This is a genomic window from Methylobacterium sp. UNC378MF, from assembly GCF_900103195.1.
GTDB lineage: Bacteria > Pseudomonadota > Alphaproteobacteria > Rhizobiales > Beijerinckiaceae > Methylobacterium.
In genome coordinates this window covers 1-17,587 of sequence record NZ_FMWU01000054.1, presented here as the reverse complement: position 1 = coordinate 17,587, position 17,587 = coordinate 1, and the positions used below count along the sequence as shown (strand labels likewise).

Sequence of the window (17,587 nt, the reverse complement as noted above, 5' to 3'; positions counted from 1 at the left end):
CGCGGCGGCCTGAAGGTCGCGGCCGTCAAGGCGCCGGGCTTCGGTGACCGCCGCAAGGCGATGCTCGAGGACATCGCGATCCTGACCAAGGGCCAGATGATCGCCGAGGATCTCGGCATCAAGCTCGAGAACGTGACGCTCCCCATGCTCGGCCGCGCCAAGCGCGTGCGCATCGAGAAGGAGAACACCACGATCATCGACGGCGTCGGCGAGAAGTCCGACATCGAGGGCCGCATCTCGCAGATCAAGGCGCAGATCGAGGAGACCACCTCGGACTACGACCGTGAGAAGCTGCAGGAGCGTCTGGCCAAGCTCGCGGGCGGCGTCGCGGTGATCCGCGTCGGCGGCGCGACCGAGGTCGAGGTCAAGGAGAAGAAGGACCGCGTCGACGACGCCCTCAACGCCACCCGCGCGGCGGTCGAGGAAGGCATCGTTCCCGGCGGCGGCGTCGCCCTCCTGCTCGCCAAGAAGGCGGTCGCCGAGCTGAAGTCCGAGATCCCGGACGTGCAGGCCGGCATCAAGATCGTCCTGAAGGCGCTTGAGGCCCCGATCCGTCAGATCGCCTCGAACGCGGGCGTCGAGGGCTCGATCGTGGTCGGCAAGATCACCGACAACGGCGGCTCGACCTTCGGCTTCAACGCCCAGACCGAAGAGTATGTCGACATGATCCAGGCCGGCATCGTCGACCCGGCCAAGGTGGTTCGCACCGCCCTGCAGGACGCCGCTTCCGTGGCCGGCCTGCTGGTGACCACCGAGGCGATGGTCGCCGACGCGCCGAAGAAGGACAGCCCTGCTCCGGCGATGCCGGGTGGCGGCATGGGCGGCATGGACTTCTAAGTCCACGCAACCCGTCGAGACGAAGGAAGGGGGTCGCCGAAAGGCGGCCCCTTTTCCTTTGGCGATGGCGCTGCCCGACAGCGCGACGCGAACCCGACGCCGAATCGGCGGCGCCCGATCCTGTCGCAGCGTCGAGAGGCGATCGAGGCCTTACTGGAGATCGCGCACCTGCGCGTACCGGGCTGACCGGCCGTCTCGGCCCTCGCGAGGCACACACCGTCGTGGCGAGTGCGGTGGGGCGACCGGGGGCCGCGCAACGTCGGACGCGTACCGCCGGCTCGCTACGCCGCGTTCGCGGGCACGGCGGTCGGGCAGTGCTATGGAGCCGGTCGCAACGGACGGGCCGAAGCGCGGGCGACACACAAAAAACGGGACGGCTCGCGCCGTCCCGTTCAGAGGCCTAATTATCGGCCAAGAAAGATCGAAGCCAGTCGCTGGAGCAGGCCCCGCGGTGCGGGCGGAGGCTCGCTCTGCCCAGGACCGTCCCCGATCTAAGCGTTGGCGGCGAAGGGGTGCTGCGCGGAGTTGCGCTGCTCGGTGACCGTCGAAGCCTTCGGCTCGCCGTTGACGGCGCGCTGGATCGACAGCTTGGTCGCCTCGTAGTTGTACTTCTGGATCTTGGCGTCGTCGGCCGCCTCCCAGTGGATGAACACGCCGACCAGGATGTACAGGTCGTCGGCTTCGTCCGCCGGGATGATGCCCTCGGCCACCGCGTCCTGCACGGCCTTGGCAACGCCGTGCTGGGCCGGGCCGAACATCTGGACGGCCTGACGGGCGTCGTTGATGGTGACCTTGTTGAACATCAGGGTGTTCGGCTTGCACGGCAGGTTCGGCGCGATGACCGCGAGCAGGCTGGTGAAGCCGTGCTTGTTGTTCACGAGGCCGTTGCAGAAAGCCGTCTCGGCGGGCGAACCGCGCGGTCCGATGATGAGGTCAATGTGGGCGACCTCGTTGCCGTCGCCGACGAGCGCTTCGCCGACCTGAACCTTGGTGATCTTCGCCATTCGGTGTCTCTCCCTGGATTCCGAAATAGAGCCGCGCGCCGGGCGGTGCCGCGGCCGGGAAGCCATCCTTGTTATCGGCGCCCGACCATGCCGGCCGAGCCGGATGGGCCGAGCCGGTTGGGCCGGACAGCGCGGCGGACCCTACAGCGGGGCCCTGCGGCTCACAACCCGCGCAACGCCCTGACACGAAGGAATTTCTATCCCTTGGTCCGGGAACACCGGAACGTGCGCGCCGTTCATGCCAGTCGCGCGCCGGCGGCCGAAAGTGCGTCCCAGAACAGCGTTGCGACGGTGAAATCCGCGCTCGTGCCGGGATTGATGTTCCGCGCTTTCAGGGACGCGTCGAAAGCGAGGAGCCTGTCGATCGGGCGTGCGGCGAGGTCGATCCCGGTGAGACTGCACGCGGCTTCGTCCCGAATACGCTCTGCCAGGGCCGCGCCGTGCTTGCGGGCGATGTGGCTGTCGGGAACGGATCGGAGAAAAGCCAGATGGATCGCGGTCGTGCACCAGGTGGCGTCAAGTCCCGCGGCGCGGGCCTCCTCCAGGGCGGCGAGCCCGATCGCCGGCACGTCCGCGAAATCCGTCATGTAGGCGCGGGCGATCCGGTCCCGACCGGCGGCCTCCGCCATGGCGTCGCGCAGGGAGCCGGGCGCGGCGTTCGCGACGTCGTGCCGCTCGGCCTGGCCGAGCCCGCCCGGATTGGCGAGGCGGATCGCCGCGAAGACGGCCTCCGTATCCGCGCCGTCCAGGTATTCGAGCACCGTCGCGACGGTCTGGTTTCGCTCCGCGGCGACTGCCAGGGGTGCGCAGAGGAGCAGGATGCCGAGATTTGTGTTCTGGCCTACCGCCGCCATCGTGGCGGCGACACCGTCGTGCACCCGTGCGCCGACGCCGTCGCCCGCCCGGGCGAGGGCCGGCGCCGAAACGTCGGCGCTCGTCATGAAATCCGCCAGCACCATCCGGTGGCCGGCCGCGTAGGCGTGGACATTGCCCGGCTTGAGGGCGTCGAGCTCCGCGAGGCAGGCGGCCCGGTAGAGCGTGCCGATCAGAGCCGCGTCGAGGCCGCTCGCGCAGGGCCCGGTCATGCGACGACGAGCCGGGGGCGGCTGGCGCTGCGGGTCGCGGCGAGGAAGCCGCGCACCACCGCCGCGGCGATGTCGGTCTCGCACACGGTCTGGAGTCCCGACCAAGCCGGCATGGAATTGACCTCGAGGACCGAGAACCCGCCCTCCCCGTCCTCGACGAGGTCGACACCGGAATAATCGACACCGACCGCGGCGGCGGCCGCCTCGGCCAGTTCGGCTGCGGCGCGCGGCATCGCCCAGGGGAGTGGCCGGCCGCCCCTGTGGACGTTGGTGATCCAGCCGTCGCCCTCGCGGATCATGCCGGCGATCGCCCGGCCGTCGCAGACGAACACCCGGTAGTCGCGCCACAGGCCGTCCCGGCGCGGCACGTAGCGCTGGAGGTAGTAGACCCGCGCCACCGCCTCCTCGTCGGGCAGGTCCTCCGGGCGCTCGATCAGGGCGAGCCCCTCGCCCTGGGAGCCGAACAGCGGCTTCAGCACCAGCGGCGCGCCCGGCCGGGCCTCGGCGGCGACCAGGGTCGCGGCCGCCTCGCGCTTCGAGAACACCCAGGTCGCCGGCGTGGGCAGCCCGGCCCGGTCGATCAGAAGCGAGGTCGCCGCCTTGTCGACCGAGCGCTCGATGGCAGTCGGCGCGTTCCAGACCGTGACCCCCGCGGCGACCAGGGCATGCAGCACGCCGAGCCGCATCGTCGTCGCCTCGAAGGTGCCGCCCGCGATGGTCCGCATCAGCACGCCGTCCGGCAGGGCGTCGGGGAAGCCCGGCACGCGCAGGGGCTCGCCGCCGCCCGTCACGACGGCCACATCGGCGAGGGAGAACAGCACCGGCTCGACGCCGCTCGCGCGCAGGGCCGCGAGCAGGCGGTTCTTGTGCCAGGTGCCGTTATCGGCCGCGAGCCCGATGCGCATGGGGGTCCTGATCGTCACGGCGCCGCCCGCCTCCGGGACGGCCCAGGGAGACATCACTGAGCGGGTCCGGGCTCCCCGTCCCGCGCGGGAGAGGGAGCCCGGCTCGCCTTTCAGGCGAAGGACGCGTCCACCAGCGTCGGCTCCAGGCGACCGCCGCGATAGGTTGCGCCGGAGCGCACCGAGGTGACGATCGCCTCGGCCGGCGAGAACAGGGCGCCGTCGATCTTGTAGAAGTCGCCGTTCACCCGCGCGAAGATCTCGGCGAAGGGCGCGCCGTGGTCGCTCGAGGTCGTCGAGGGCAGCTGCTCGGCGAGCTGCTTGGCGTCGGCGTCGTCGGCATCCACGAAGAGCTGGACCCGCCCGCCGTAGATGATCGCGTCGTTGGTCCGGCCCATCGCCTTGATGAAGTCCGGGTGCGGCGGCGACAGCGGCGCCGAGCCGATTCCGTCCACGATGGCGTGCAGGTCGAAGCCGACCGTGTGGGCCTTGTGAAGGGCGACCTCGAGGACGCGGGCCACCACCTGGGTGGAGCCGGCCAGGCTCTGGGTCGGCGCGAAGATGAACGTCAGGTCCTCGGGCTTCACGCCGGAGGCTTCGGCGACCTTGGCGACGACGCTCTCGGGCGGTCCGCCCGCCGCTTCGAGCACGAGGGCGGTCTTGGTGGCGGAATCGCGGAAGCCGAGCTCCTGGTACAGGTCCTCGACGGCCGCCACCGCGCGGCCCGGGCCCGAGCCGAGGGCGAAGAATCCGGAATCACCGGTCTCGTCCGCGAGGCTCCAGCCCGCGTACTGGCTGCCCAGGCAGGCGAGCACCGGGTCGGCGGAATGCACGGTCACCGAGTACGGCCAGGACGCGATCGGCCCGCTCGGCGCGATGGTGACGGTGCCGAGCCCGCCGAGGCAGATCTCGGCGATGCGCCGCCCGGCCTCGATCGAGCCCCGCGCCTGCGCGCCGGCATCGACCATGCGGGGGCCGCCGGCGGCCTGCGACACGGAGAGCCGCAGCGTCGCGGCGTCGGCCACGAGCCGCTCGACCAGCGGGCCTGAGAGCGCGTTGATGCTGGGATAGGATTGGCTGGCACTCATGACGGGGCTTCCTCGGGGTGTGTTTTCTTCGCCGCGCAGACGGCCCGCAGGTGTGCCGTCCGCGTTTCCAACAGGGCGAGCACCTCCGCCCGGTCCGCGCCTTCGGCCAGCACCGTGCAGAGCGGCGCGTCGCGGCGGACCACCGAGCCTGGGCACGGGCGGTCGCGCACGCAGTCCGGCCAATCGAGGTCCGGCACAGGCGCAAGCTCACGGTCGGCGTAACAGATCTGTGCGGCCGCCGCACCCGCCGGATGCGCACCGGGATCCGGCATCGTGCCGAGACAGGCGGCGATGTGGGCCGCGAGCAGCGGCGTCCCGCGCCGGTCGAGGATGTCGAGCGTCGCGCCGGGCCGCGGGTTGATCTCGGTGAGCCACCAGTCGGTCCCGTCGACCAGCAGATCGGCGCTCGCGAGGCCGCGCAGGCCCGTCGCGGCGACGATCCGCTCGGTCCCGCAGGCGACGGCCGCCACGACGTGGGCGGGAAGCGCCGGGGACACGCCGATGCCGCGGGACAGGGCTCCGGCGTAGCGGTATGGGCGGATCGCTGACGGCGCGCACCATTGCTCGGTGACTGCGAGGATGCGGATGGTGCGCCCATCGGCGAGGAAATTCAGGGCGTGCGGCCGCCCGGGCACGCGCGCCTGGAGGTAGTGGCCTGCCGGCGCGAGCGACCGGGTGGCCGGCCGGATGTGGCTGCCGCCGGAGCCCCCGACCCGCTTGATCAGCCAGGCCGCCGGGTGCGCCGGCGGCTCGGTCGCCACGGTTGGGTGCGGCACGCCGAGGCGCGCGCACAGGGCGGCGAAGGCCAGGGGATCCTTGAGGGTGGCAACGGCCCCGGCCGAGGCGCCGATCAGCCGGTGACGCGCGGCGAGGCGCGCGATCAGGTCCGGCGCGTCCTCGAAGCCGCTGCCCAGGATCAGGCCGACCGGGCGCCCGGCCCGCGCGGCGAGGTCGTCGATGGCCGCCAGGGTGGCGTCGGCGGCGGGGGCGGTGCCGAACCGGCCCGGCAATGGCCGGTAGGCCTCGGCCAGGAGGCGGGTGTCGGAATCGCCGAACAGGTCGGCGACGTAAGGGCGGAGCCCGGCGCGCCGCGCCGCCTCGGCCAGGGCGCGCCCGGCCTGCGCGGCGATCAGGACCGCATCCGCCATCGGAATCCGGTCCGGGAGCGGCCTAGCCGGCGATCTCCACCGCGAGCGCGTAGGCGTCGCGGAAGTCGAGGCAGAGCGGCGTGTCGGAGGCGAGCATCCGGTCGAACAGGCGCCGCTGCGTCTGGTACTTCACGTTGCCGACGGCCAGCGCGCCGATGCCGACGCCCTTGCCGGTGGGCAGCGCGACGTCCACCGCGTTGACGTCGATCCCCGCGATGCCGGCGGGCGGCACGGCGTTGACGTCCGAGGCGACGAGGAGTTTCGGCGCCGATTCCAGATCCTCCGCGGTGAGGATCGGGATGCCCGCCGGCCCAGCCGAGAGGATCACGTCGGCGTCGCGGATGGCGGCGCGGCGATCGTCGGGCGTCGTGCCGTCGACGGCGCCGACCTCGATGCCGAAGCGCCACTTCATCGTGAAGGCGATTTTCGAGACGCGCTCCTCGCCGTCATGGCCGACCAGCACGGTGGTGGCGCCCTGAAGGGCGCCGATCACCGCGGCCACGTAGGCGACGACGCCCGCGCCGCCGAAGATCACGATGCGCTTGCCCGTGAGGTCGGTGTTGAACTTCTGCCGCAGGGCGCGGGAGACCTGCGCCACCATGGCGGCGCCGGTGGTGAACGAGCCCGCCGGGTCGGCGAAGACGTGGTTCACGAAGGGCGGCACGAAGGCCTTCTTGGCCCGGTCGACCATGTCGAGGGCGTCCTCGGCGTTCTTGCCGCCGATGAAGATGCCGGTCCGCGTACCGTCGGCCGGCGACCGCGAGAAGATCGAATCCTGGGTCAGCGAGACCACGTCGGCGAGGCTGACCTCCGTGTAGGTCACCACCGTCTCGAAGCCGGCATCCACGGCCATGTTCACGTCGAACGGGCTCATGTGCCGGAGCGGCGTCAGCATGTGGAGGATCGAGCGGGCCATGGAATCCTCGTGCAGCGCGCGACAGATGCGTCTTTCCCTCGTCCAAACCCGGAGCGGTGCCCCGGGTCAAGCCCGGAGCCGCCGGCTCACGCCGGACCGGTTACCGAAGCGCCACTGTTGCGGCCCAGGGCAATGACGAAGCGGAGGGGGCCGCCCCGGTCCAGGCTCGCCACCAGGGCGCGGGCCTCGGACTCGGAGGGGACCAGCGCGAAGCCGGTCGGACCCCAGGAGGATTGGCCGTAACCCGCTATGCCCTGCGCGGCGACGCTGGCGAGCGCTTCCGCCACCGCGGCGCTGGCGTAGCGGCCGCCCTGGTGGGGCGCAAAATGATCGCCGATCAGCGTCTGGATCCGGGTGATGCCGGCGCCGAAGCCCTGCGGCTCCGCCAGGGCGACAGCGGGCAGGACCTGCATCAGCGCGATCCGGCAGATCTCGGCCGCCTGCGCCTCGGGGAAGCGCGGCAGGTCGCGGAAGGCCTCGACCTCGCGCGTCCCGTGCACGCCGGCCATGCTCGGATCGAGGATCAGGACGATCCGCCAGGCCTCGGGATAGGGCAGGCGCGCGATCACCGGTGGCGGCCCGCCATCCGCACCGCGACCGCCGTCGACGATCAGGCCGCCTTCCGTGAAGGCGCACAGGCCGACGCCGGACCGGTTGCCCCGGTCCAGGGTCGCCGCGAAGGCATCCGCCGCGAAGGGCTCGCCGTTCAGGCGCGCCATCGCGGCCGCGACCGCGAGGGCGAGCTGCGTGCCAGAGCCGAACCCGGCATGGGCCGGGATCACCCGCTCGACATTGATGGCCACGTCCGCGCCGCGCCCGAGATGGGCGGCTGCCGCCTCGATATAGCCGCGCACACGTTCGGCCTCGGGACCCTCCACCGATGGTCGCTCCGACCGGCGGGCGGTGAGAGCCAGGGACGGCGCGTCGATGGCGAGGCCGATGCTGCCGAAGCGGCGTCCGAGCCCGCCATGCAGGTCCAGGAACCCGAAATGCAGCCGCGCCGGCGCCTCGACCCGCACGGCCCCGTCCGCCGTCATCTCGTCTCGCTCGGGGACCTCGCCCAACACACTTTCCTCGAATCCCGCAGGCCCGGCGCATGCGCGGCGCGCTTTTCACACGTGGCTTTGGGTCCGGCAACGTGGACACGCGCGGATCGCGCCGCTGCCACGGCAATTCCCGGACCCTGAGCCAGTTCGTGCTCCCTCGTCGCCGCGTCTGCCCAGGCGGACGGCCGCGATGGGAGAGCTCATCCTGATCCGGTCCGCACGCAGCGCCAGCGGAATGCGATCCGGGATCCAGCACGAGCAGTCGCAAAGCGGCAAACCGGTCCGCGCAATCCACTTCCCGACGTTCATCGCCGCCGGACCCCCTTGCCGCGGTGCGCGGATGAAGGCAAACCTAGGACCGCGACGGCGCGCCGAGTTTGCCGCCTGCCCGGACATGCCGGGCGGATGGGCCATTCCGATTCGGTGGGGAACCCTCGGGCTCGAGGGGCACCCGCTTCGTCCGGTCTTACGGCCGTCGCCCGCTCCGAAACCAAGCAAGAACGTTGCGAGAGGGAGCATGGCAGCCTGGGTGAAGGGTGGCGCGACGGACGCGGGCACCGCCATCGAGGCGGCCGCATCCCTGCTCGCCAAGGCGCGCGCGCCGGTGATCGCCGGCCTCAGCGCCGACGTGGCCGCGATCCGCGCGGCCTACGATCTCGCGGGGCGCATCGGCGCCTCCGTCGACACCGCCGGCTCGGCCGGCACCTACGCGGAACTCGGATCGCTGAGCCGGGTCGGGGCGCTGACCTCGACGCCGGCCGAGGCCGTCGGGCGCGCGGACGTGGTCCTGGTGGTGGGCGCCGCCCCCTGGCAGGCGCCGATCCTGAAGCGCCTGATCGACGCCAAGCCGAGCCGCGGTCGCGCCGCCGGGTCGGAGCGCGCCCTGCTCGCCGTCGGCGCGAACGCCACCGCATCGCTGTCCTGGCCGGCCGAAGGCGGGCTGACCGAGGCGGTCGGGGTGCTGCGCGCCCACGCCCGCGGCCACCTCGCCGGTGACGACCTTCCGGGCCAGATCGCCGCCCGGCTCGCCGCCGCGCAGTACGGCGTCCTCCTCTACGACGCCGCCGAGCTCGGCGAGGTCGGCGTCGAGATGCTCCAGGGCCTCGCCATGGAGCTGAGCGAGACGACGCGCTGCTTCACCCTCGCGGTCGGCGGCACCGGCCAGGACCGGGCGGTGGTGCCGGTCTCGGCCTGGCTCACCGGGCAGGCGCCGCGCAGCGGATTCGGCCGCCGCGTGCCCGAGCACGATCCCTGGCGTTTCGACGCCGCCCGGCAGGTCGCCGCCGGCGAGGTCGACGCCGTCCTGTGGCTCGGCGCCGTCCCGGTGTCGCGCCCGGACTGGCTTTCGCGCGTCCCGTCCGTCGCGCTCGTCGCCGACGGCGAGGCGCAGGCCGCCGAGGTGGTGATCGCGGTCGGCCAGCCCGGACGCGATCACGGCGGCGTGCTGTGGAACGAGCAGCGCGCCGCGCTGACCTTCTGGCCGGCCTCGGCGCCGTCGGATCTGCCGTCGGCCGCATCGGTGCTGGGCGCCCTCAAAGAACGCCTGGTCACGGGCCAAGCCGCGTCGAGGAGTGAACCCGCATGCTGAGCGTGATCCGGGGCGGGCGCGTCGTCGATCCGACCGCGTCCCGCGATTCCGTGGGCGACGTCTGGATCGAGGACGGCCGCGTCATCGATCCGCCGGGCCGCGAGCCCGACGCGGTGATCGACGCCGCGGGCTGCGTGGTGATGGCGGGCGGCGTCGAGGTGCACTCGCACATCGCCGGCGGCAACGTGATCACCTCGCGGCTGCTCCTGCCCGACCTCTACGTCAGCGAGGCGGCGCCCGACGGCCACCCCTTTGCCCATGCGGGCGGGGCGGCGGCCTGGATCGGCTCGACTTACGCGCGGATGGGCTACACCACGGCGGTCGAGCCGGCGATGCCGCCGACCCACGCCCTCGGCACGCAGCTCGAACTCGCCGACATCCCGCTGCTCGACCGCGGCGCGCTGACCGTGATGGGCAACGACGACCAGCTCCTGCAGCTCCTGCGCGAGCGCCAGGGCGGCAACGCCGTGCGCGACCTCGTCGCCCTGTCGGTCGCCCAGTCCCGAGGGCTCGGGGTGAAGTGCATCAACGCGGGCGGTGCCTCGGCCTTTAAGGACGGGGCCCTGCGCCTGTCGCTCGACGACGAGATCCCCTGCTACGGGCTCTCGACCCGGCAGATCATGGGCTCGCTCCTCGACGCGGTCGAGGAGATCGGCGTGCCGCACCCGCTGCACGTCCACTGCAACAACCTCGGCCTGCCCGGGGCCGACGACAGCTTCATGGAGACGCTGGACGCGGCGGAGGGGCGGCGCATCCACTTCGCCCACGCCCAGTTCTACGCCTACGGCGCGGTCGACCCGGCCAATCCCGGCACCGGCGGCTTCCGCTCGGCCGCCGAGCGGATCGCGCAGGCGATCGCCGACAACCCGAACGCCACCCTCGATATCGGGCAGGTCGTGTTCGGCCAGACCGTGACGGTGTCCCTCGACATCCTCCGCCAGTTTGCCGGCCGCAAGGGCGCCAAGCCGAAGAAATGGGTCGTGAACGCGGGCGACGCCGAGGGCGGCGGCGTGGTGCCGTTCCTGTACCGGCCCCGGGGCCCGACCAGCTCGCTGCAATGGGCGATCGGCCTGGAGATCATGCTGCTCTCCACCGACCCGGAGCGGACGATCCTGACCACCGACCACCCGAACGGCGGTCCGTTCACCCAGTACCCCCGCATCATCCACCTGCTGATGGACAAGTCGGAGCGCGACCGCGAGATCGCGACTTTGCCGAGCGTGGTCGGCGAACGCTCGAGCCTCCCGGGGCTGGAGCGCGAGTACACGCTCTCGGAGATCGCGCAGCTGACCCGGTCCGGGCCGGCGAAGCTCCTCGGCCTCGCCGACCGCGGCCACCTGCGGGCCGGTGCCCGGGCGGACGTCGCGGTCTACCGCGACGACACCGACCGCACCGCGATGTTCACAGCCGCCAAGCTCGTCCTGAAGGACGGCGTTCCGATCGTCGAGGACGGCGAGGTCGTGGACTGGCGCTCCGGACGCACGCTGTCGCTGACCGTCGAGTCCGACAAGGCCATGGCGAAGCGGGCTGACACCTACCTCACGGAGCGGTTCGGCGAAGGCCTCGACAGCTTCGCCGTGCCCGACGCGGCCTTCGGCGAGGGGACGGAGAATTTCGAGGCGGTGCCATGCCGGGTGTGATCAGCGGGGCGAGCCGCGGGAAGAACGATGTCTGACCTCACCCTCAACGGCATCCCGGTCGTCGACACCTTCGCGGAGGCGTTCGACGTGGCCGGCACGGCCATCATCGTCACGAACGACACCGCCAAGTGGGCGATGATCGCCGCGACAACGATGACGGGCTTCGCCACCTCGGTGATCGGCTGCGGCGCCGAGGCCGGCATCGACGCCGAGCTGTCGCCGGAGGAGACTCCGGACGGGCGGCCGGGCGTGCGCATCCTGCTGTTCGGCTTCGAGCCGAACGGCCTCAAGGACCAGCTGATCAAGCGCGTCGGCCAGTGCATCCTCACCTGCCCGGGCACCGCCTGCTATGCGGGCGTCGACGGGCCGACCAAGGTCAAGCTCGGGGGCGCGATCCGCTATTTCGGCGACGGCTTCGCGGTGGCCAAGCGCCTGCCCGACGCCGCCGGCAAGGCCCGCCGCTACTGGCGCATCCCGGTGATGGACGGCGAGTTCCTCTGCGAGGATTCGGTCCGGGCCGTCGACGGCGCGGTCGGCGGCGGCAACCTGCTGTTCCTCGGGCGCAACCACGCCGAGACGCTGAAGGTCGCCGAGATCGCAGTGGAGGCCGCCAAGGCGGTGCCGGGCGCGATCCTGCCGTTCCCAGGCGGCATCGTTCGCTCCGGCTCCAAGGTCGGCGGCCGGACGAAGGGCATGATGGCATCGACCAACGACGCCTACTGCCCGACCCTCAAGGGCCGCGCCGGCTCGGCGCTCCCGGCCGAGTGCGGCGTGGTGCTGGAGATCGTGATCGACGCCCTCACCTCGCAGGGCGTGTCCGACTCGATGCGCGCCGGCCTGCACGCCGCCACGGAGATCGGCGGCAAGCACGGGCTGATCGCCGTGACGGCCGGCAATTACGGCGGCAATCTCGGGCGCCACCACTACCATCTGCGCGACCTGATCGCGCGCGACGACGCCAAGCCGGAGGGCTGAGCCGTGAGCACCCTCACCCTGCGCGCGGCCCCGCCCGAGCGGCTGGACCTCCTGAACATCAACCCGCTCGCCCTGAGTCGTCTGTCCCAGGGCGAGGCCGAGCGCCTCGAGATCGGCACGACCCGGACCGGCGTGCGTCTCGGCGACTGCTTCGCGGTCGCGCTCGACAGGTCCGACACCCTGACCATCGAGGGCGGCCACGAGCGCCTCGACCGGGTCGGCGCGTCGCTGTCCGAGGGCACGATCCGGGTCGCCGGCGATGTCGGCCAGCGCCTCGGCGCCGGCATGGCGGGCGGCAGCCTGATCGTCGCCGGCAATGCCGGGCCCTACGCGGCCACCGGCGCCACCGGCGGCACGATCACCGTCGAGGGCGATGCCGGAGACCACGCCGGCGGTGCGGTCTATGCCGCGAAGGCCGGCCTCGACGGTGCGACGCTGATCATCCGCGGCGCGGCCGGCGCGCATCTCGGCGACCGGATGCGGCGCGGGACGATCGTGGCCGGGCGCGCGGGCGCCTTCGCGGGCTCGCGCATGATCGCCGGCACCCTCGCGGCGCTCGCGGTCGGCGACCATCCCGGCTTCGGCATGCGCCGCGGGACGCTCCTGGTCGGCACGCACGGCCGGATGTCGCCCACCTTCGTGGAGACCGGGACCCACGACCTCGTGTTCCTGAGGCTGCTGGCCACGGCCCTGCGGAGCCTGAGCGCCGAGCACGCCGACCTCCTCGGCAAGCCGCTGCGCCGCTATTCCGGCGATCTCGCGACGATCGCCAAGGGCGAGATCTGGGTCGCGGCCTGACGCCGCCTGGGCAAGGGGCGCGGGGCCGTCCTATGCTCCCCGACAAGCCGGCCCGTTCGAGGCCGGCGGCCCGGGGAGGCGCCCATGCTTCTGCTGCTGTCGATCTGTCTCGTCGCCCAGCCCTCGACCTGCCGCGAGGACCGGATCGAGATGTCCTTCGAGAAATCGAGCCCCTTCGTGTGCCTGCGCAACTCGCAGAGCGCGCTCGCGACATGGCAGGCCGCGCATCCCGAGTGGCACGTGGAGCGGTGGCGCTGCGCCGCCAAGGGAAGCCTGCCGAAGGACCTGTGACGCGAGCTTGGTTCGGCGCCCCGGCGGTGCCATGCTCGGGTTCGCCCGGGGAGCGGGATTGAGGGCGGGACAGGGACGATGCGCTCGCTGAAGGTCCGCTTCGCGCTGCTGCTCGGCGGCACCGCCATCGTGGTGGTGCTGGCCGCGGCGGCCGCGCTGGCGGCGATCGGGGCAGCGGAGCGGACCGTCGACCGGACTCTCGAGGCCCAGCGACGGCTTGAACTGCTGGCCGAGCTGTCCGGCCGGCTCACGCAGTTCGGTCTCGCGGCCGTGGAGACGGTCGGCAATCCCGATGGCCAGCCGGAGGCGATGGCGATCGCCCGCGACAATGCCGACCGCGCCCTGACCACCGTGGACGAGGCGCTCGCCAAGAGCTTCCCGCCGAGCGACGACCCAGCCGACCGAATGCAGTACGCTGCCCGCACGCGCCCCATGGCGCAGTTGCGCGCGGCCCGCGCCGTGCTCGACCGGCAGGTGGCGCTGATCAGCCGCCAGACGGAACCGGAGCGGCGCCAGGACGCGATCAAGGGCGCGCTCAACGGCTTCGGCGCCATGACCGGCCAGCCCCTGTCGTTCCTTATCGAGGCTGAGCGGCGCAGCATGGCCCTCGGCTCCGAGCAGGCCCGGGCGCTGTCGGCACGCCTGCGCCTCGCCGCCGCCGCCGCGGTGGCGGCGGCCCTCGTGCTGCTGGCGATCCTCTACCGGGGCGTCACACGGCCGACCCTGGCCCGCATCGAGGAGGTCCGCCGGGCCGCGAGCGCCATCGGCCACGGCGCCCTCGATACGCGCCTCTCGGTTGCCACGCGGGACGAGCTCGGCCTGCTGATGACCAACGTCAACCGCATGGCCGCTCGGCTGGCACGGCGGGAATCGCGCGTCGCGGCCGACCGGGCGGCGCTGGAGGACACCGTCGCGGCGCGCACAGCCGACCTGCGCGCCGCCAACGCCCGGCTGGAGGCCGTCGATCAGTCCCGCCGCCGCTTCTTCGCCGATGTCAGCCACGAGCTGCGCACGCCCCTGACGGTGATCCTGGGCGAGTGCGACCTCGCCCTGCGCGGCGCGTCCCGGGGCGCCGATCCGGAGCCTGTCTTTGCGACGATCAAGAAGCGGGCGCAGCGCCTCAAGCTGCGCGTCGAGGACCTTCTCCGCGTCGCCCGCTCGGAATCCGGCGAGATCGCGTTCGACAAGCGCCGTCTGGGGCTCGCCCAGGTCCTCGCGGAGGCCGTGGACAACATGAGCTCCGAGGCGGCGCGCCGCCGGGTCGGCATCGCCCTCGATCCCGGCACCGCGGACGTCGAGAGCCTTGCCGACCGCGAGTGGCTGCGCCAGACAGTCGAGAGTCTCATCGACAACGCGCTCCGCCATGCCACCGGCCTCACCCGGGTCGATGTCGCCCTTGCGGCAGGCCCGGGGCCGCTCGGACGGATCACCGTCACGGATGACGGTCCCGGCTTCGGCGCGTCCGAGGACGCGCTGTTCGAGCGCTTCAAGCGCGGCTCCGGCGCCGGACCGGACGAGACCGGGTTCGGCATCGGGCTCGCCCTGGCGCGGTGGATCGTCGAGCAGCACGGCGGCACGATCCGACTCGGCCCTGGGCCGGACGGGCGCGGGGCCCGGGTCACCCTGGACATCCCGGCCTGCGATCCGGCATGGGAAACGGGTCCGATCGACGGCGCTGCCGTCGGCGCCCCGGTGAAGGAGTCGGCCGCATGACGCGGATCCTGATCGTCGAGGACGATATCGACATCCGCGGCCTCCTGGCTCGGGGCCTCGAAGCTGAGGGATTCGAGGTCGGGACGGCGGCCTGCGTGGACGAGGCGCTGAAGGCCGCCCACGATCCGGCCCCTGGCGCCGTGCTCCTCGACATCAATCTCCCGGACGGTTCGGGCCACGACGTCTGCCGGTCGCTGCGGGAGGGCGGCTTCCCCGGAGCGATCCTGTTCCTCTCCGCCCGGGACGAGATCCGTGACCGGGCCGAAGGCCTTGCGCTCGGCGCCGACGACTACATCATCAAGCCCTTCGAGTTCGACGAGCTGGTCGCCCGCCTGCGGACCCATCTGATGCGGCGCGAGCAGGCGGAGGCGCCGCGCTCGCGCATCACCGCCGGCAAGCTGATGCTCGACCTCGAGACCCGGCAGGCGAGCTGCGGCGAGGCCAGCGCCCGCCTCACACCCCGCGAGGCCGACCTCCTCGCCATGCTGATGGAGAATATCGGCAAACCGGTCTCCCGCGCCGACATCTTCGACCGGCTCTGGGCGAGCCAGGGCGGGCTCTCCCTCAACGTGGTCGACGTCTATATCGGCTATCTGCGCTCAAAGATGGCCGATTTCGTACGCTACGGCGGTCCGGGCCTCGTCACCGTGCGGGGCAAAGGATTCATGCTTGAACTGCGCGGTCCCGACTTCCGCCAGTGAGCCATTGTACTTTAGTCGCAGCGCGGTCCGTTTCGCGATGGTTTCCGGGCGTTTAGGTAGTCTCTCACGAAAAATTTGGGAGGATCCGGCAACTTAGTGCTTGAAGCCCACGCGTGAATCGTCGATACCTCTCTCGCGCCGGAAATGAGAGCGCCATCAGTGTCTTAGGGTCCTCTTAGGAACCGCGTGACGCTCGGTGAAGATATCGCCTGAGGAGAAACACCATGAAGTGGGCTGCCCCGATCGTGTCTGAGATCTGCGTCGGCATGGAAGTGACGAGCTACGAGTCGGCCGAGATCGACACCTTCAACTGAGTTTTACGGGCCGGGGATCTCGGGAGCCGCACCATGCGCGTCGTGATCCTCGGTTCCGCGGCCGGCGGCGGCCTTCCCCAGTGGAATTGCCGCTGCCCCATCTGCACGCTGGCACGGTCCGAGCCGGACCGGGTGCGGCCCCGGACCCAGTCGAGCATCGCGGTCTCCGCGGACGGGTCGGATTGGCTGCTGATCAACGCCTCGCCGGACATCCGGCAACAACTCTTCGACAATCCGCAGATGCACCCGCGCGAGGGCCTGCGCCACTCGCCCATCCGCGCCGTCCTCCTGACCAACGGCGACGTCGATCACGTGGCGGGTCTCCTGACCTTGCGCGAGGGTCAGCCCTTCACCCTCTACGGGACGCGCGGCATCCTCGACTCGGTCAATGCCAACCGCGTCTTCGACGTGATGGCCGAGGGCGTCGTCGGCCGGCAGCCGATCGGCATGGACCAGCGCTTCGAGCCCCTCCCCGGCCTGTCGGTCACCCTCTTCCCGGTGCCCGGTAAGGTGCCGCTCTGGCTCGAGGACGAGACCATGGAGATCGGCGCTGAGACCGAGACCACGGTCGGTGCCCTCATCGGGGCCGGCGGGCGCCGCCTTGCCTACATCCCCGGCTGTGCCCGGGTGACCGATGGCCTGCGCGCGCGGATCGCCGGCGTGGACGCGCTGCTGTTCGACGGGACCGTCCTGCACGACGACGACATGATCCGGGCCGGCGTCGGCACCAAGACCGGCTGGCGCATGGGCCACGTTCCGATGCGCGGCGAGAACGGGTCGATCGACGCCCTGGCCGCGGTCGAGCTCGGGCGCCGCATCTTCGTCCATATCAACAACACCAACCCGGTCCTCGTCGAAGGATCGCGGGAACGGGCGGATGTCGAGGCGGCCGGCTGGACCGTGGCGCACGACGGGCTGAGCCTGTCGCTCTAGAACGCCGCGTCGGGGTCTGCCGGAGCGCCGCGCCGCGGCCATATGCGCGACGGACCGCCGCCGGCGACGGTTGGGTGCCGGGGGGACCAGCACTATATCGTTGCTGAGCCCGGACAGTCGCCCCGCGGACGAGGGCGGGATCGGAATACAGGAAACGCGACCTGAGGACGGACGCCGGACACGCCATGAACGCCATCTTTCCGACCCCTGACGCGGCCGACAGCCAGCGTCTCCTGAGTGCCGAAGAGCTGGAGGCGGCCCTGCGCGACATCGGCGCGCGCCGCTACCACAACCTGCACCCGTTTCACCGGCTGCTACACGACGGCAAGTTGTCGAAGGATCAGGTCCGGGCCTGGGCGCTGAACCGCTACTACTACCAGGCGATGATCCCGGTGAAGGACGCCGCCGTGCTGGCGCGCATGACCGACGCGTCGCTGCGGCGGATCTGGCGCCAGCGCATCGTCGACCATGACGGCGACCACGAGGGCGACGGCGGCATCGAGCGCTGGCTCAAGCTGGCCGAGGGCGTCGGCTTCGACCGCGCCTACGTGCTGTCGACCCGCGGCATCCTCTCGGCCACGAAGTTCTCGGTCGAGGCCTATGTCCAT

Annotated in this window: 17 protein-coding genes and 1 pseudogene; 11 read left to right on the top strand and 7 right to left on the bottom strand. The window is 71.9% G+C overall.

All coding sequences use genetic code 11. From position 1 onward, the window contains the following. Positions 1–837, top strand: an 837-nt coding sequence (groEL, locus tag BLT59_RS29720; RefSeq protein WP_139174155.1) for a chaperonin GroEL, incomplete at its 5' end; no start/stop codon positions are given. 491 nt (positions 838–1,328) lie between these two features. Here groEL and fae read toward each other — a convergent pair. The 7 genes from fae to BLT59_RS29685 form a co-directional block, all read right to left on the bottom strand. Then, positions 1,329–1,841, bottom strand: a complete 513-nt coding sequence (fae, locus tag BLT59_RS29715; RefSeq protein ID WP_012317540.1) for a 5,6,7,8-tetrahydromethanopterin hydro-lyase — start codon at positions 1,839–1,841, stop codon at positions 1,329–1,331. 236 nt (positions 1,842–2,077) lie between these two features. After that, a complete protein-coding gene (locus BLT59_RS29710; RefSeq protein ID WP_091789669.1) occupies positions 2,078–2,926 on the bottom strand; it encodes a triphosphoribosyl-dephospho-CoA synthase in 849 nt (282 codons plus the stop codon). Further along, positions 2,923–3,831 carry an ATP-grasp domain-containing protein gene (locus BLT59_RS29705; RefSeq protein WP_091789666.1) on the bottom strand — a complete coding sequence of 303 codons (909 nt, stop codon included), beginning with the start codon at positions 3,829–3,831 and terminating at the stop codon, positions 2,923–2,925. Before BLT59_RS29705 ends, BLT59_RS29710 begins: the two co-directional genes overlap by 4 nt. A 110-nt stretch (positions 3,832–3,941) precedes the next feature. Then, positions 3,942–4,916: a methenyltetrahydromethanopterin cyclohydrolase gene (mch, locus tag BLT59_RS29700; protein ID WP_091789664.1), complete on the bottom strand. Its 975-nt coding sequence runs from the start codon at positions 4,914–4,916 to the stop codon at positions 3,942–3,944. Beyond that, the gene (locus tag BLT59_RS29695; protein WP_091789662.1) at positions 4,913–6,064 is read right to left on the bottom strand and encodes an ATP-grasp domain-containing protein; all 1,152 of its coding nucleotides are present in this window, start codon (positions 6,062–6,064) and stop codon (positions 4,913–4,915) included. The genes mch and BLT59_RS29695 overlap by 4 nt, the downstream gene beginning before the upstream one ends. Positions 6,065–6,086: 22 nt before the next feature. Then, positions 6,087–6,980, bottom strand: coding sequence for an NAD(P)-dependent methylenetetrahydromethanopterin dehydrogenase (locus BLT59_RS29690; RefSeq protein WP_091789657.1), 894 nt, complete (start codon positions 6,978–6,980; stop codon positions 6,087–6,089). Between the two features lie 86 nt (positions 6,981–7,066). Next, on the bottom strand, positions 7,067–8,044 hold the full coding sequence (locus BLT59_RS29685; RefSeq protein ID WP_091789654.1) for a beta-ribofuranosylaminobenzene 5'-phosphate synthase family protein: 978 nt from the start codon (positions 8,042–8,044) through the stop codon (positions 7,067–7,069). 499 nt (positions 8,045–8,543) lie between these two features. Between BLT59_RS29685 and BLT59_RS29680 the strand changes: the two genes are divergently transcribed. The 10 genes and pseudogenes from BLT59_RS29680 to BLT59_RS29635 form a co-directional block, all read left to right on the top strand. Beyond that, positions 8,544–9,614, top strand: coding sequence for a molybdopterin-binding domain-containing protein (locus BLT59_RS29680; protein ID WP_091789651.1), 1,071 nt, complete (start codon positions 8,544–8,546; stop codon positions 9,612–9,614). Then, positions 9,608–11,254 carry a formylmethanofuran dehydrogenase subunit A gene (locus BLT59_RS29675; RefSeq protein WP_091789648.1) on the top strand — a complete coding sequence of 549 codons (1,647 nt, stop codon included), beginning with the start codon at positions 9,608–9,610 and terminating at the stop codon, positions 11,252–11,254. The genes BLT59_RS29680 and BLT59_RS29675 overlap by 7 nt, the downstream gene beginning before the upstream one ends. 27 nt (positions 11,255–11,281) lie before the next feature. Next, the gene (gene fhcD / locus BLT59_RS29670; protein ID WP_091789645.1) at positions 11,282–12,229 is read left to right on the top strand and encodes a formylmethanofuran--tetrahydromethanopterin N-formyltransferase; all 948 of its coding nucleotides are present in this window, start codon (positions 11,282–11,284) and stop codon (positions 12,227–12,229) included. Between the two features lie 3 nt (positions 12,230–12,232). After that, positions 12,233–13,027, top strand: coding sequence for a formylmethanofuran dehydrogenase subunit C (locus BLT59_RS29665; RefSeq protein ID WP_091789642.1), 795 nt, complete (start codon positions 12,233–12,235; stop codon positions 13,025–13,027). Between the two features lie 84 nt (positions 13,028–13,111). After that, positions 13,112–13,318 (top strand): hypothetical protein, encoded by a 207-nt coding sequence (locus BLT59_RS29660; protein WP_012317529.1) that lies wholly within the window; start codon positions 13,112–13,114, stop codon positions 13,316–13,318. Positions 13,319–13,396: 78 nt separating this feature from the next. Continuing rightward, the gene (locus BLT59_RS29655; protein ID WP_091789639.1) at positions 13,397–15,031 is read left to right on the top strand and encodes a sensor histidine kinase; all 1,635 of its coding nucleotides are present in this window, start codon (positions 13,397–13,399) and stop codon (positions 15,029–15,031) included. Beyond that, positions 15,028–15,732 carry a response regulator transcription factor gene (locus BLT59_RS29650; protein WP_020091831.1) on the top strand — a complete coding sequence of 235 codons (705 nt, stop codon included), beginning with the start codon at positions 15,028–15,030 and terminating at the stop codon, positions 15,730–15,732. The genes BLT59_RS29655 and BLT59_RS29650 overlap by 4 nt, the downstream gene beginning before the upstream one ends. A 224-nt stretch (positions 15,733–15,956) precedes the next feature. Beyond that, positions 15,957–16,046 (top strand): pyrroloquinoline quinone precursor peptide PqqA, encoded by a 90-nt coding sequence (gene pqqA, locus BLT59_RS29645; protein ID WP_012317526.1) that lies wholly within the window; start codon positions 15,957–15,959, stop codon positions 16,044–16,046. 33 nt (positions 16,047–16,079) lie between these two features. Beyond that, on the top strand, positions 16,080–16,979 hold the full coding sequence (pqqB, locus tag BLT59_RS29640) for a pyrroloquinoline quinone biosynthesis protein PqqB (RefSeq protein WP_091789636.1): 900 nt from the start codon (positions 16,080–16,082) through the stop codon (positions 16,977–16,979). A gap of 185 nt (positions 16,980–17,164) precedes the next feature. After that, positions 17,165–17,587: pseudogene (locus tag BLT59_RS29635) on the top strand (pyrroloquinoline-quinone synthase PqqC); the annotation flags it as partial.

Excerpts from the sequence above, each read along its gene's own strand:
- mch (WP_091789664.1), bottom strand. The coding sequence starts at position 4,916 with ATGAGTGCCAGCCAATCCTATCCCAGCATCAACGCGCTCTCAGGCCCG.
- BLT59_RS29705 (WP_091789666.1), bottom strand. The coding sequence starts at position 3,831 with ATGCGCATCGGGCTCGCGGCCGATAACGGCACCTGGCACAAGAACCGC.
- BLT59_RS29675 (WP_091789648.1), top strand. The coding sequence starts at position 9,608 with ATGCTGAGCGTGATCCGGGGCGGGCGCGTCGTCGATCCGACCGCGTCC.
- BLT59_RS29690 (WP_091789657.1), bottom strand. The coding sequence starts at position 6,980 with ATGGCCCGCTCGATCCTCCACATGCTGACGCCGCTCCGGCACATGAGC.
- fhcD (WP_091789645.1), top strand. The coding sequence starts at position 11,282 with ATGTCTGACCTCACCCTCAACGGCATCCCGGTCGTCGACACCTTCGCG.
- BLT59_RS29660 (WP_012317529.1), top strand. The coding sequence starts at position 13,112 with ATGCTTCTGCTGCTGTCGATCTGTCTCGTCGCCCAGCCCTCGACCTGC.
- BLT59_RS29650 (WP_020091831.1), top strand. The coding sequence starts at position 15,028 with ATGACGCGGATCCTGATCGTCGAGGACGATATCGACATCCGCGGCCTC.
- fae (WP_012317540.1), bottom strand. The coding sequence starts at position 1,841 with ATGGCGAAGATCACCAAGGTTCAGGTCGGCGAAGCGCTCGTCGGCGAC.
- BLT59_RS29655 (WP_091789639.1), top strand. The coding sequence starts at position 13,397 with ATGCGCTCGCTGAAGGTCCGCTTCGCGCTGCTGCTCGGCGGCACCGCC.
- pqqA (WP_012317526.1), top strand. The coding sequence starts at position 15,957 with ATGAAGTGGGCTGCCCCGATCGTGTCTGAGATCTGCGTCGGCATGGAA.
- BLT59_RS29710 (WP_091789669.1), bottom strand. The coding sequence starts at position 2,926 with ATGACCGGGCCCTGCGCGAGCGGCCTCGACGCGGCTCTGATCGGCACG.
- BLT59_RS29680 (WP_091789651.1), top strand. The coding sequence starts at position 8,544 with ATGGCAGCCTGGGTGAAGGGTGGCGCGACGGACGCGGGCACCGCCATC.
- pqqB (WP_091789636.1), top strand. The coding sequence starts at position 16,080 with ATGCGCGTCGTGATCCTCGGTTCCGCGGCCGGCGGCGGCCTTCCCCAG.
- BLT59_RS29695 (WP_091789662.1), bottom strand. The coding sequence starts at position 6,064 with ATGGCGGATGCGGTCCTGATCGCCGCGCAGGCCGGGCGCGCCCTGGCC.